The sequence below is a fragment of the Streptomyces sp. NPDC053432 genome, from assembly GCF_055585365.1.
In genome coordinates, this window is sequence record NZ_JBVJKF010000008.1 from 79,139 (window position 1) to 92,269 (window position 13,131).

Consider the following 13,131-nt stretch of genomic DNA (forward strand, 5'->3'; position numbering starts at 1 on the left):
AATCCAGCCCCGCCGGCGTTCGAGGCGCGGGGGTCCGGGGGCGGAGCCCCCAGGGGGTCCGGGCGGGGCCCGGGGAACGGTGGAAGGGCGGGGTGGGGCAAGGCCCCGCAGGGATCCGCGTCACGACGTCACCTTCCAGGAGCGGGCTGGGTCGCCGGGGAGGATCCCCCGGGGTTGGGGCTCGGAGCGGCGGCCGGAGCCGAGGACTGGCCGGCCGGGCCGGCGGGGGCGGCCGGACCCGGTACGGCGGTGGAGGGAGACGGGGACGGCGACGGCGGCGGCTCCGCCTCGGCGGCGGTCCCCGCGACCTTGCCGTCCGCGCCGATGAAGACCGGGCTGCCGCCGGGGACCAGGCCCAGCTCCTGCGCCCGCCGCTGCAGCGCGTCCGGCGCCGAGTACCCGTCCACGTCCCGCTGGAGCGCCTGCTCCTCGTCCGTGAGGGCGGTGGTCTCCTTCTTCAGCTTCGTCAGCTGGAAGGAGCCCTCGTTCAGCGCCGAGTTGAGCAGCAGCAGGCTGATGAGGCCGCCGGCCAGCAGGGCCACGACCAGCAGCACGAACGGCGTCCGCGCCGCCTGCCCTCCCGGCCGGGCCGGACGGACGGGGCGGGAGGGCCGGACCGGCCGCCCCCCTCGCGCCCGGCGCGTCAGCGTCGCGAACCTCCCCGGCCCGGCACCGGCTCCGGCCCCTGCTCCGGCGGCTTTCGTCACAGCCGCGCCTCCCGGATGCGCTCGACCCCGCGGAACCTCGCCGGCGCGGCCCGCCGGTTCTCGGCGACCTCCTCCTCCGTCGGCAGCTCCGCCCCGCGCGTCAGCAGCTTCAGCTTCGGCTGGTACTTCTCCGGTACGACCGGCAGCCCCGGCGGCGCCGTGGAGGCGGCGCCCGCGGCGAAGACCTGCTTCACCAGGCGGTCCTCCAGCGAGTGGTACGAGAGCACGGCGATCCGGCCGCCGACCGCGATCCGGTCCACCGCCGCCGGGATCGCCTTCTCCAGGCCGGACAGCTCGCCGTTGACCTCGATGCGCAGGGCCTGGAAGGTCCGCTTCGCCGGGTTGCCGCCGGTCCGCTTCGCCGCCTGCGGCAGCGAGTCCCGGATCAGCTCCACGAGCCGGGCACTGTTCGAGAACGGCTCCTTCTCCCGCTCCCGGACGATCGCCGACACGATCCGCTTGGCCTGCTTCTCCTCGCCGTACTGGCGCAGGATGCGGACGAGCTCGCCCGGGGCGTATGTGTTGAGCACCTCGGCGGCGCTGATGCCCGTCGTCTGGTCCATGCGCATGTCCAGCGGTGCGTCCTGCGCGTACGCGAACCCGCGGTCGGCCTCGTCGAGCTGCATGGAGGAGACGCCGAGGTCGAAGAGGATGCCCTGGACCGCGGGGATCCCCAGGGCGTCGAGGACCTCGGCCAGGTCGGCGTAGATCGCGTGCACGAGGGTGGCCCGGTCGCCGAAGGGCGCGAGGCGCTCGCCGGAGAGCCGCAGGGCCTCCTTGTCGCGGTCGAGGCCGATCAGGTGCACCTCGGGGAATCGGGTCAGCAGGGCCTCGCTGTGGCCGCCGAGGCCGAGGGTGCAGTCGACGACGACGGCCCCCGGCTTCTGCAGCGCCGGGGCCAACAGGTCCAGGCACCGCTGGAGCATCACCGGGACATGTCGGGACTCGCTGGTCAAAGCGCCCTCTCAGATAACGGCGCGGCAGGCATACGCCGCGCCGCGCACGCGGAGTGTTACCAGGGGGCCGGGCGGCCGGTGAGGGCCGGGCTCCGGCCGGTTCGCGTCACTTTAGTGCAACGGTCGCCGCGGTCAACGAACCGCCCCGCGTGCGGTGCGCCCCTCTCGCACGGAACCCGCGAATGCCGCGAATCACCCGTACGGCCCCCTCCTGCAACCCCTGTGGATTAGCTCACAACAAAACCGGTTGACCTTCTTTGTCCCTCCTCACCCCATGCCCGGACCTGCTGTGACCACTAACGTCGTATCCATGACGACTTCCGCATCCGTGCCCGCAGAGTCCGCGCAGAAGGCTTCCGGCGCAGGCAGTGTCACCGACCGACTGGTAGAGGCGAACCGCGCCTACTCCTCGGAATTCACCGACCCGGGCATGGACGCCCGCCCCGTGCTCCAGGTGGCGATCGTCGCCTGCATGGACGCCCGCCTCGACCTGCACAAGGCGCTCGGCCTGGAGCTGGGCGACTGTCACACGATCCGCAACGCGGGCGGCGTGGTCACCGACGACACCATCCGCTCCCTCACCATCAGCCAGCGCGCGCTCGGCACCCGCTCGGTGATACTGATCCACCACACCGGATGCGGTCTCGAACGTCTGACCGAGGACTTCCGGCACGAGCTGGAGGACGAGGTCGGCCAGCGCCCGTCCTGGGCCGTCGAGGCCTTCCGGGACGTGGACCAGGACGTTCGCCAGTCCATGCAGCGCGTGCGCACGAACCCGTTCCTGCCCCACCGCGACGATGTGCGAGGCTTCGTCTTCGACGTGCACACCGGGCTCCTGCGGGAGATCGATCCCAGCTCTTGAGTGACACAAGGCCGTAACGCCGTCAACAATGCGGGGAGACGCCACCCGGGGCCTCCCGGGCCGGTGTCCGCGTTTTGGGGTGGGCCGGTCATGCGCCAAGGGCGTCGGCCCTGGATTTTGGGCCGAGGAGTACCAAGGTGACGACGTATGACGACCGAGCGAGCCTCGCGGATCTGACGAGCACGGCGGAGCGGGTGCGCCACTCGGTCGAGAGCGTGATCGAGGGCAAGCCCGAGGTCGTCCGCCTCGCGCTCACCGTGCTCCTCGCCGAAGGGCACCTGCTGATCGAGGACGTCCCCGGCGTCGGCAAGACGATGCTCGCCAAGACCCTCGCCAAGTCCATCGACTGCTCGGTGCAGCGCATCCAGTTCACGCCGGACCTGCTGCCCTCCGACATCACCGGCGTCAGCATCTACGACCAGCAGCGCCGCGAGTTCGAGTTCAAGCCCGGCGCGATCTTCGCGCAGATCGTCATCGGCGACGAGATCAACCGCGCCTCCCCCAAGACCCAGTCCGCGCTGCTGGAGTCGATGGAGGAGCGCCAGGTCACCATCGACGGCACCACCTACGCGCTGCCGAGCCCCTTCATGGTCGTCGCCACCCAGAACCCGGTGGAGATGGAGGGCACCTACCCCCTCCCCGAGGCCCAGCGCGACCGCTTCATGGCCCGCGTCTCCGTCGGCTACCCCGGCCCCGACGCCGAACTGCAGATGCTCGACGTGCACGGCGGGCTCTCCCCGCTCGACGACCTGACGGCCGTCGCGCACGCCCACGAGATCGTCAAGCTCATCGAGGCCGTCCGCGAGGTGTACGTCGCCGAGCCCGTCAAGCGGTACGTCGTCGACCTGGTCTCCGCCACCCGCACCCACCCCGACCTGCGCCTGGGCGCCTCGCCCCGCGCCACCCTGCACCTGCTGCGCGCCGTGAAGGCCTCCGCCGCGCTCTCCGGCCGGGACTACGTCCTGCCCGACGACGTCCAGGCGCTCGCCGCCCCGGTCCTCGCGCACCGCCTGCTGCCCACCGCGCAGGCCCAGCTGAACCGGCGCACCGCCGAGCAGGTCGTCGCCGACATCCTGCAGCGCACCCCCGTACCCGCCGCGCACCCCCGCGGCGAGATGCCGCCCGGCGCCGGCATCCGGAGCTTCTGATGAGCACCGGTGCCCCGCGCGGCGCCGGTGGCGAGGACGGCGGCGGCACCGGCGGGCTGCGCTCGTCGCTGTCCGGCCTGACCACCCGCGGCCGCTCGTTCCTGGCCGCCGGGATCGCCGCGGCCGCGTGCGCCTACGTACTGGGCCAGAGCGAACTGCTGCGGGTCGGCGTGCTGCTCACCGCCCTGCCGCTGATCTGCGTCCTCGCCCTGCACCGCACCCGCCACCGGGTGTCCGCGAGCCGCCGGCTCAGCCCGGGCCGGGTGCCCACGGGAGGCGAGGCCCGGGTGCAGCTGCGCATGGACAACGTCTCCCGCATGCCCACCGGACTGCTGATGCTCCAGGACCGGGTGCCCTACGTCCTGGGCCCGCGCCCGCGCTTCGTCCTGGACAGGGTGGAGCCCGGCGGGCGCCGCGAGGTGTCCTACCGGGTCCGCTCCGACCTGCGCGGCCGCTACCCGCTGGGCCCGCTCCAGCTGCGCCTGACCGACCCCTTCGGGCTGGTCGAGCTGACCCGCTCCTTCAGCGCGTACGACACCCTCACCGTCATCCCGCGCACCGAGCCCTTGCCGCCGGTCCGGCTGACCGGCGACTCCTCCGGCTACGGCGACGGCGGCCGCCGCTCGCTCGCCCTGGCCGGCGACGACGACGTCATCCCGCGCACCTACCGGCGCGGCGACGACCTGCGCCGGGTGCACTGGCGCTCCACCGCCCGCTACGGCGAGCTGATGGTGCGCCGCGAGGAGCAGCCGCAGCGCAGCCGCGCCACCGTCCTGCTGGACACCCGTGACATCGCCTTCGAGGGCGCGGGGCCCGACTCGGCCTTCGAGTGGGCCGTGTCCGCGGCCGCCTCCTCCCTGGTGCACCTGCTGGAGCAGGGCTTCTCGGTGCGGCTGCTCACCGACACGGGGACCTCGGTGCCGGGCGAGGGCGCCGGCGGCTTCTCCTCCGGCGGCCACGAGTCCGCGGAGGCCGCCGGGCTGATGATGGACACCCTGGCGGTGATCGGGCACTCGGACGGCGCGGGCGTCTCCCGTGCCCACGACGCGCTGCGCGGCGCCGGTCAGAGCGGTGGCGGGTTCGGCGGCGACGGGCTCCTGGTCGCCTTCTTCGGGGACCTGGACGACGTACAGACCGAGCTGGCGGCCAAGATGCGCCAGCGTGCCGGAGCCGCGGTGGCCTTCCTCCTGGACTCGGCGGCCTGGACCGGCGAGTCCGCGCTCGCGCAGGACCTGCCCCCGCTGGAGGAGCGGCTGCGCAGGCTGCGCGACGCCGGCTGGACGGCCGTGGCCGTCCGGCCCGGGGTGGCCTTCGGCGAGCTGTGGCGACAGGCCGGGGCCGCTCCCCTCGGCACGGGAACCCCGGGAGGACGCGGATGAGCGGGCGGGCGAGACTGACGCTGTTCGCGGCACTGGCGACACTGCTCACCTCGTGGTCGCTGACCCCGCTGGTGCAGTCGGCGGGCTGGCTGCTCCAGGCGGCACTGCTGCTGGCCGTGCAGAGCGCGGTGGGGGCCGGGGCGCGGCGGGTGCCGCTGGCCCGGTCGCTGACCGTGGCCGCGCAGGCCCTGGTGTCGCTGCTGCTGCTCATGTTCCTGTTCCTCGGCAAGGGCGAGTCGACCGGCCAGGGGCCGTTCGCCTACCTCGTCACGGACTTCGGGGGGCTGTACGCGCGGGGCGCGCAGGACGTGAGCGAGTTCGCGATCCCGGCCCCGCTGACGGACGGCATCCGGCTCCTCCTGCTGTCCGGGGTGCTGCTGATCGGGCTGCTGGTGGACGCGCTGGCGATCACCGCGCGGACGGCCGCGGCGGCCGGACTGCCGCTGCTCGCGCTGTACTCGGTGGCCGCGGGCCTGTCGGGCGGGGGGAAGGCCTCCTGGTTCTCCTTCCTGCTGGCGGGCTGCGGCTACCTGCTGATGCTGCTGGCCGAGGGCCGCGACCGGCTCGCCCAGTGGGGCCGGGTCTTCGGCGCGGCCCCCCGCGACCGGGTCTCGGCCGCCTCCGGTCTGGGCGGCGGTGCGGGCGGGCAGGCGACGGCCCCCGTGCGGACCGGGCGGCGGATCGGCGCGGTGGCGCTCGGGGTCGCGCTGGCGGTCCCGGCGGCGCTGCCCGCGCTCGGCGGCGGCCTGCTGGGCCCGCGGGGCGAGGAGAGCGGCGGCAGCGGTCCGGGCGGCACGATCTCGGCCGTCAACCCACTGGTGTCCCTGCAGAGCAGCCTGAACGCGCAGGACAACCGGGTGGTGCTGAAGTACCGCACCGACAACCCCCAGCAGAGCGAGCAGTACCTGCGGATCCTGGCGCTCGACGAGTTCAACGGCGTCAAGTGGGAGGCCTCCGGGCGGGCCCTGACGGACGTCCCGGAGCAGCTGCCGAAGCCCCCGGGGCTCAGCGCGGCGGTCCGGGCGGGCGCGACCGAGGTGCGTACGAGCGTCTCGGCGGCGGACAGCTACACCCAGCGCTACCTGCCGATGCCCTATCCGGCGACGCAGGTGGACATCGGCGGGAAGTGGCGGTTCGAGCCGGAGGGCCGGACCCTGGTCGGCGACCAGCTGGCGAAGGACAGGTTCCAGAACGTCCAGGGCGCGCAGTACACCGTACGGAGCCTGCTGCTGAAGCCGACGGCCCAGCAGCTCTCCAAGGCCCCGGAACCGGGGCAGGCCGTCCTGGCCGAGTACACCAAGCTGCCGGACAACCTGCCGCCGGTGGTCGCCGAGACCGCCCGCCAGGTGACGCAGGGGTCGAAGGACAACTACACGCGGGCGGTCAGGCTCCAGGACTGGTTCGCGGTGAACGGCGGCTTCCGCTACAACACGAAGACCGCTTCGGGCACGGGTTCGGAGGCGGTCGCGCGGTTCCTCGCCGAGAAGGAGGGCTTCTGCGTCCACTTCGCGTTCTCGATGGCGGCGATGTCCCGTTCGCTGGGGATCCCGGCGCGGGTGGCCGTGGGCTTCACGCCCGGCGAGAAGCAGGCGGACGGCAGCGTGAACGTCTCGATGCGGGACGCGCACGCCTGGCCCGAGCTGTACTTCGAGGGCGTGGGCTGGACCCGGTTCGAGCCGACGCCCCGGTCGGGCATCACGGTGCCGGACTACTCCCGTCCGCAGGCGCAGCCGGCCCAGCCGTCGGCGCCGGCGCCGCTGCCCTCGGCCAGTACGCCCGCGCCCTCCGCCGCCCCGTCGAAGGCGGACGACTGCCCGCCGGAGCTGAAGAAGCTCGGCGAGTGCGGTGCGGCCGTGGCGGCGAAGGGTCCGGCGGGCGGCGGGCCGTCGGCGACGACGGTCGTGCTGTGGTTGGTGGGCGTGCTGGCGGTACTGGGCCTGCCGCTGCTGCCGATGCTGTGGCGGAGCAGGCTGCGGGCGCGCCGGCTGGGCTCGGGTGAGGTGCTGGCGGCCTGGCGGGAGCTGGGCGACGCGGCGTGGGACGTGGGCGTGCCGCCGGACGGGGCACTCTCCCCGCGGGGGGCGGCGGCGCGGGTCGTGGACCTGGGCCGGCTGGACCCGGACGCTGCGGCCGCCGTGCACCGGGTGGCGGGCGCGGTGGAGCGGTCGCTGTACGCGCCGCCGGGCACCGAGGTCTCGTACCCCGGCCTGTCCGCCGACGTCCTGCTGGCCCGCACGGGCCTCCTGGCGGCGGTGACCCGCTGGTCGCGCCTGCGCGCCGTCCTGCTCCCGCGCTCGGCGGCCCGGATCGGCTGGTCCGTGTCCGCCCGCTGGTCCGCCGTGACGGCGGCGGCATCGGCCCGGCTGGCCTCCGTACGTGTGCGGTTGCCGCTCCGGGGCCGCGGCTGACGCCGGAATCCAGCCTCGTCGGCGTTTGAGGCGCGGGGGTTCGGGGCGGAGCCCCCGACAACGGCGCCGCACCCGGCACCCGGCCCGCAGCATCCGGCACGCGGCACCCGGCACCCGACCCGCGGACGCGGAACGGCGAGGCTCGATCCCCCCGAGCCCCGCCGTATCCGCACCACACCCCCGTAACCGGACCGGGAGGCACCCGACCCGCTCCGCAGCCCCGTGTCGGCGGTGCGGGCCGGGTCTCCCGTCCGTTGTCCCCAGTCTGGCGTCCGCACAGGTGGGGGCCCATCCGCGCGCCTACTCATATCCGCGTCTAGGTACGGATACTCAGTCGCCTCGGCGGGGCCCCACCAGTTCTACGGGCTCCGCCCCCCGCGCGGACACCGCCGACCGGGGGGGGTCAGTGCCCGCTGACCCGCCCCCGCAGCAGCAGCGACAGCGCCGAGTGGACATCGTCCAGGGACCGCTCGCGCTGGAAGGACTGCCAGTCCAGCGCCGCCACCAGCACCATCCCGACCAGCGCAGCGGCCGTCAGCGGCACGTCGATCTCGGCGCTCAGTTCACCGCGCTCGACACCCTCCGCCAGCACCTTCTCCACGACGGCCACCGCCTCCTGGCGGACCACCATCAGCGTGGACTGCCAGGTCCGGTTGGTCCGCCACAGCTCGGCGACGTACAGCTGGGTGAAGGCCGGGTAGCGGTCGATGAAGACGAGGCCGGCCCGGATCATTCCGTCGAGCGCCTCGACCCGCGTGCCGCCCCGCGCCTCCGTGGTCTCGGCGGCCTCCCGCAGGGACGCGGTCAGCAGTCCGACGCCGTGCCGCAGCAGCTCCTCGAAGAGCTCGTTCTTGCTGGCGAAGTTGTAGTAGACGGTGCCCTTCGCCACGCCCGCCCGCTCGGCGATCTCCTCGACCGTGGTCGCCGAGAACCCCTGCTCCGCGATGAGCGTCACGGCCGCCTCGTAGAGCTTCTGCCGCGTGGCCTGCCGTCGGCCGCCCGCGCTGGTACCGGTGGTGCTGCCGGTGCTGCTTTCCATGGCGCTGATTCTCACAGGTCAACCGCTCCCTACAGGCTCAGTTCCGGGTGCAGCCGGTCCATGGTCCACACCTGCTTGCCGCGCGCGGCGAGCGCCGTGAGCGCGAGGGCTCCCACCGTGAAGGCGAGCAGGACCCCGCAGCCCTGCCAGACCGGGGTGAGCGGCCCGCCGCTGATCAGGTGGCGCAGGCTCTCGACGATGTACGACATGGGCAGGTACGGGTGGATCGCGTTGAAGAAGCCGGGGCTGGTCTCCACCGGGTAGGTGCCGCCCGCCGAGGTCAGCTGGAGCATCAGCACGGCGAGGACGAGGATCCGCCCGGCCGCGCCGAACTTGGCGTTGAGCCACTGCACGATCGCCGCGAAGCAGGCCGTGACCAGCATCAGGAAGCCGATGGTGAGGGCCGGGTGGGCCATCTCCAGGCCGAGTCCGAAATGCAGTACGGACATCAGCGCGCCCACCTGCGCCGCGCCGAGGCCCGCCACGGGCAGCCAGCCGGCCAGGGCGATCCGCCACGGCGAGGCGCCGGCGGCCAGGGCCCGCTTGTTGAGCGGGGCGATCAGCATGTAGGCGACCATCGCGCCCACCCACAGCGAGAGCGGGATGAAGTAGGGGGCGAAGCCGGTGCCGTAGTTGGGCGCCTTGTGCAGGGACTGGTTGGCGAGCCGGACGGGGTCGGCCATGACCTCCGTGCGGGCGTCGCGCTGCTGGTCGTCGTAGTCGGGGATCTTGTCCACGCCCTCGTGGAGGCCGCCGGCGAGTTCGCCGGTGCCGTCGACGAGCTTGTACATGCCGCCGCTGAGGCTGTGCGCGCCGTCGCCGATCTTGCCGACCCCCTCGCCGATGGCCGCGGAGCCGTCGGTGGCCTTGCCGAGGCCCGCGTGGAGCTGGGCCATGCCGGTGGCGACCTTGTGGGCGCCGTCGTTGAGGGCCTTGACGTCGGCGACGGCCTGGTCGAGCCTGCCGGCCAGGGCCGGGGCGCCCGCGGCGAGCTTGCGGGCCTGCTTCTCCAGGTCGGCGAGCTGCTTGCGCAGGGCGGCCAGGTCGCCGCCCGAGTCCTTGACCAGGGTGTCCACGTCGCCGGTGAGCCGGGCGGCCTCGGCGGTGGCGTCCTTGAGCTTCTTCATGTCGGCGCACGCGGCGGGCAGCGGCTTGGGCGCCGAGCCGGTGCAGGTGCGGGTGTAGGTGTCGGCGGCCAGCGCGGCGGCCTGCTTGCTGACCTTGGCGGCGGCGGGGGCCTTCTTGCCGAAGGTCTCCAGGTGGTTGCCGACGACCTGCGCGGTGTCCGCCACGAGCAGGGCCGTGTCGGCGAGCTGCTTGGGGTTGTCCAGGTAGGGACGCACCTGGGACGCGGTGCCGTTGACCTTGTCCGCGACCTGCTGGGTGCCGGCGGCGACGTCCTTGCTGCCCTTCGCCAGCTTGGCGGACGCCTCGTTGAGCTTCTTCAGCCCGCCGGTCAGCTCGCCGTTCTTCTCCTCGACCGTGTCGAGTCCGGCGGCGATCTCCTTGGCACCCTCCTGGGCCTTGCCGGCGCCGTCCTTGAGCTTGTCGGCGCCGTCGGCGGCCTCGGCGGTCTTGTCGTGCAGGTCGGAGAAGGAGACGAAGATCTTGTCGAGGAAGCCGCGGGAGGCGTTGGTGGACGCCGCCGAGCGGACCTCGGAGAAGACGGTCCGTGAGATCGAGCCGACGATGTAGTTGTTGGCGTCGTTGGTGCGGACCTGGAGGGCTCCGGTGGCGGGGTCCTGGCCGGAGCTGGAGGCGATCTTCTGGCTGAAGTCCGCGGGCATGGTCAGGGACAGGTAGTACGTGCCGTTCTCCAGCCCCTTGGCGGCCTCCTCGGCGCTGACCTCGCGCCAGTCGAAGGTCTTGCTGTCGTGGAGCTTCTTGGTGATCTCGCCGCCGGCGTCGATGTGCTTGCCGTCGACGGTGGCGCCCTTGTCGGAGTTGACGAGGGCGACGGGCACCTTGTCGAGGCGGCTGTACGGGTCCCAGAAGGACCAGAGGTACAGGGCTCCGTAGAGCAGCGGCAGCAGGAGCAGCGCGACGAGAGCGGCCCGGGGCAGCTTCCCCCGCCCGAACCGCTTCAGCTCAAGCGCGGCCAGCTTCGGCGAGCGCATCGTCCGCCCCCTTCGTGTCTTCGGTGTCGGTATCGGTGTCGGTGTCGCTGTCGGTTTGGGTCACGGCCGGGACCGCGGGCCCGGCGGTGCGCAGGACCACCGCGTCGGCCGGGGCCTCGCTGCACACCGCGAGGACGGTGGTGCCCGCGGCGGCGATCCGGCGGAGCATGGCCCAGGCCTCGTCGCGTTCGGCGTCCGAGAGCTTCAGGTCGAGGTCGTCCAGGGCCAGCAGACCCGGCCGGCCCATCAGCGCGATGGCCACGGACAGCCGGACGGATTCCAGCCGTTCCAGGTCGCGTACGGAGGTCCGCGCGCCCTTCGGCAGCGTGTCGAGGTCGAGTCCGGCGGCGGCGAGCGCGGCGTCGATGCGGGCCGCGGACGCGGCGCCGCGCTCGTCGCGGGGGCGCAGCAGGGCGCGGACCGATCCTTCGTAGCGGCGCTGGAGGAGGGCGCCCTCGCGCAGTTGCTCGCCGACGGTGAGGGCCTGGTCGAGCTCGTTGACCCCGGTGACGGGGCCGAGGGCCGCGGTCTTGCGGACCGCGGTCATCCGCTTCGGCAGCCGGTGGCCGCCGATCTCGGCGTGGCCCTCGGTGGCCTTCATCCGTCCGGTGAGGGCGAGGAGCAGGCAGGTGCGGCCACTGCCGGAGGGGCCTTCGACCGCGATGAGCGAGCCGGGCGCCGCGTCGATGCCGATTCCCCGGAAGGCCCAGCCGCGCGGGCCCTTGAGTCCGAAGTTCTCGGCTGTGACGGCCGCGCCGTGCGGGCTGTCCACGCCGTCCCCCCTTCTTTTTGAACTGACCGGTCAGTTCAAAAACTACCACCCCTTTCCGCACCACGCGCGCCGGAGGGGGCAGTTGCTGTGCCGGCGCGACAAAACTGCAGGTCAGCGCGATTGTCAGTGGCGCCCGTCACGATGGGGGCAGGCAGCAACACCCGTGCAAGGCATCGACAGGAGGTTCGTCATGGCCACACCGTCCCCGTCCCCTGTCCACCCCGTCCCGCGCAAGTCCGCGGCCGATCCGGCCGCGCTCGACCTGCTCGAAAAGGCCCGCGGCGGCCTGGCCGAGGCGGCGCGGCTGACCCGGCCCAACGAGCGGTACGCCACCGCCCACCTGGCCGCCCTGCGCGTCGCCGCGGCCGTGCTCGCCGCGCGAGGCCGGCCGGAACCGGTCACCCCGCGGCGGCGGCCCCGCATCCGCAGCGCGTGGGAGGTGCTCCCGGAGATAGCGCCGGAGCTCGCCGAGTGGAGCGCGCTCTTCGCCTCCGGCGCGGCGCGCCGGGCCCGGGCCGAGGCGGGGATAGCGGGCGCGGCGAGCGCCCGCCAGGCGGACGATCTGGTGCGCGCCGCCTCGATGTTCCTGCGCCTGGTGGAGCGGATGCTCGCCCTCCGGCCGCCGGCGCAGACCCTCCCGGGATCCTTGCCGGGACCTCGTCCGGAGCGTCCGGACGCGGGATGAGCTGCCGGGCTGCGCAAGGCAATAGGGTGGGACCGGGTGGGGCACTGACGGCCCACCCGATTCCCTAGCGCGCCGAGGAGCCATCAGCCGTGTCGGACAATTCCCGCCCCCGCGCCTCCCTTCGCACCGCCGTGGTGTGGGAGGTCCTCAAGGAGGCTCTCGACCGCCGGGTGAAGGCGACCGGGCGGGATGTGCTGGACGTGCTCGACACCGGTGGCGGTACCGGCAAGTTCGCGGTGCCGGTGGCCCTCCTGGGCCACCGGGTCACCGTGGTCGACCCCAGCCCGAACGCGCTGTTCGGGCTGGAGCGCCGGGTCTCCGAGGCGGGCCTGTCCGACCTGGTCCGCGGTGTCCAGGGAGACGCCCAGGGCCTGTTGGAGGTCGTGGAGCAGGGCGCGTACGACGTGGTGCTGTGCCACGGCGTGCTGGAGTACGTGGACGACCCGGCCGAGGGCGTCGCCAACGCGGTGGCCGCCCTGCGCCCCGGCGGCACGCTCAGCCTGCTGGCCGCCGGCCTCGGCGGTGCCGTGCTCGCCCGCGCGCTGGCCGGCCACTTCACCGAGGCCCGGACCGCCCTCACCGACCCGGCCGGCCGCTGGGGCTCCGGCGACCCGGTGCCCCGCCGCTTCACCGCCGAACAGCTTTCCGAGCTGGTCGGCGGGGCCGGCCTGGAGGTCGGCTCGGTCCACGGCGTACGGATCTTCGCCGACCTCGTCCCGGGCGTCCTGGTGGACACCGAGCCGGGTGCGGTCGAGGCCCTGCTCCGCCTGGAGGAGGCCGCCGCGGAGCTCCCCGCCTTCCACGCCGTCGCCACTCAGCTGCACGTACTGGGCGAGAAGCAGGGCTGATCTGCGATCTTCGGCGCATGGAGTCGGCCACACACCCTCCGCCACGGCGCTCGGCCCCGTATGATCGGGTAACCGAACGGCATGGCGGACGGATCATTGGGGAACAATCGCCTCAGTGGCCGCTCGCAGGGCCGGACGGACACGCAGTTCTTTCCGGCAGTGCTTTTTTGGAACGTGGCGTAGAGGGCGGGTATCACGGGGGCGGTTCCC

11 protein-coding genes are annotated in these 13,131 nt (G+C 73.6%); 6 read left to right on the forward strand and 5 right to left on the reverse strand.

Annotated elements, in window-relative coordinates:
- Positions 1 to 128: 128 nt before the first annotated feature.
- Entirely contained in the window at positions 129 to 554 is a 426-nt protein-coding gene (gene ftsL / locus ACZ6Y1_RS15555) for a cell division protein FtsL (RefSeq protein WP_469628500.1), read from the reverse strand.
- A gap of 149 nt (positions 555 to 703) precedes the next feature.
- Positions 704 to 1,663, reverse strand: coding sequence for a 16S rRNA (cytosine(1402)-N(4))-methyltransferase RsmH (gene rsmH, locus ACZ6Y1_RS15560; protein WP_469628504.1), 960 nt, complete (start codon positions 1,661 to 1,663; stop codon positions 704 to 706).
- Positions 1,664 to 1,937: 274 nt separating this feature from the next.
- Here rsmH and ACZ6Y1_RS15565 point away from each other — a divergent pair, with 274 nt between their 5' ends.
- The 4 genes from ACZ6Y1_RS15565 to ACZ6Y1_RS15580 all read left to right on the forward strand — a co-directional run bounded on the left by ACZ6Y1_RS15565 (position 1,938) and on the right by ACZ6Y1_RS15580 (position 7,460).
- On the forward strand, positions 1,938 to 2,525 hold the full coding sequence (locus tag ACZ6Y1_RS15565) for a beta-class carbonic anhydrase (protein WP_469628507.1): 588 nt from the start codon (positions 1,938 to 1,940) through the stop codon (positions 2,523 to 2,525).
- Positions 2,526 to 2,662: 137 nt separating this feature from the next.
- The gene (locus ACZ6Y1_RS15570; protein ID WP_469628511.1) at positions 2,663 to 3,673 is read left to right on the forward strand and encodes an AAA family ATPase; all 1,011 of its coding nucleotides are present in this window, start codon (positions 2,663 to 2,665) and stop codon (positions 3,671 to 3,673) included.
- A complete protein-coding gene (locus ACZ6Y1_RS15575) occupies positions 3,673 to 5,052 on the forward strand; it encodes a DUF58 domain-containing protein (RefSeq protein WP_469628514.1) in 1,380 nt (459 codons plus the stop codon). Before ACZ6Y1_RS15570 ends, ACZ6Y1_RS15575 begins: the two co-directional genes overlap by 1 nt.
- Positions 5,049 to 7,460, forward strand: a complete 2,412-nt coding sequence (locus ACZ6Y1_RS15580; RefSeq protein ID WP_469628517.1) for a transglutaminase TgpA family protein — start codon at positions 5,049 to 5,051, stop codon at positions 7,458 to 7,460. The genes ACZ6Y1_RS15575 and ACZ6Y1_RS15580 overlap by 4 nt, the downstream gene beginning before the upstream one ends.
- A gap of 403 nt (positions 7,461 to 7,863) precedes the next feature.
- Here ACZ6Y1_RS15580 and ACZ6Y1_RS15585 read toward each other — a convergent pair whose 3' ends face one another.
- The 3 genes from ACZ6Y1_RS15585 to ACZ6Y1_RS15595 are packed head-to-tail and all read right to left on the reverse strand — an operon-like array spanning position 7,864 to position 11,388.
- Entirely contained in the window at positions 7,864 to 8,514 is a 651-nt protein-coding gene (locus ACZ6Y1_RS15585; protein ID WP_469628520.1) for a TetR/AcrR family transcriptional regulator, read from the reverse strand.
- A gap of 14 nt (positions 8,515 to 8,528) precedes the next feature.
- On the reverse strand, positions 8,529 to 10,616 hold the full coding sequence (locus ACZ6Y1_RS15590; RefSeq protein ID WP_469628524.1) for a YhgE/Pip family protein: 2,088 nt from the start codon (positions 10,614 to 10,616) through the stop codon (positions 8,529 to 8,531).
- Complete coding sequence (locus ACZ6Y1_RS15595) at positions 10,588 to 11,388, reverse strand: ATP-binding cassette domain-containing protein (RefSeq protein ID WP_469628527.1); 801 nt, start codon at positions 11,386 to 11,388, stop codon at positions 10,588 to 10,590. Before ACZ6Y1_RS15595 ends, ACZ6Y1_RS15590 begins: the two co-directional genes overlap by 29 nt.
- A 190-nt stretch (positions 11,389 to 11,578) precedes the next feature.
- Between ACZ6Y1_RS15595 and ACZ6Y1_RS15600 the strand changes: the two genes are divergently transcribed.
- Positions 11,579 to 12,073, forward strand: a complete 495-nt coding sequence (locus ACZ6Y1_RS15600; protein WP_469628530.1) for an SAV_6107 family HEPN domain-containing protein — start codon at positions 11,579 to 11,581, stop codon at positions 12,071 to 12,073.
- 89 nt (positions 12,074 to 12,162) lie between these two features.
- Positions 12,163 to 12,921, forward strand: a complete 759-nt coding sequence (locus tag ACZ6Y1_RS15605) for a methyltransferase (protein ID WP_469628533.1) — start codon at positions 12,163 to 12,165, stop codon at positions 12,919 to 12,921.
- Positions 12,922 to 13,131 lie beyond the last annotated feature (210 nt).

Excerpts from the sequence above, each read along its gene's own strand:
- ACZ6Y1_RS15565 (WP_469628507.1), top strand. The coding sequence starts at position 1,938 with ATGCCCGGACCTGCTGTGACCACTAACGTCGTATCCATGACGACTTCC.
- ACZ6Y1_RS15575 (WP_469628514.1), top strand. The coding sequence starts at position 3,673 with ATGAGCACCGGTGCCCCGCGCGGCGCCGGTGGCGAGGACGGCGGCGGC.
- ACZ6Y1_RS15580 (WP_469628517.1), top strand. The coding sequence starts at position 5,049 with ATGAGCGGGCGGGCGAGACTGACGCTGTTCGCGGCACTGGCGACACTG.
- ACZ6Y1_RS15590 (WP_469628524.1), bottom strand. The coding sequence starts at position 10,616 with ATGCGCTCGCCGAAGCTGGCCGCGCTTGAGCTGAAGCGGTTCGGGCGG.
- ACZ6Y1_RS15600 (WP_469628530.1), top strand. The coding sequence starts at position 11,579 with ATGGCCACACCGTCCCCGTCCCCTGTCCACCCCGTCCCGCGCAAGTCC.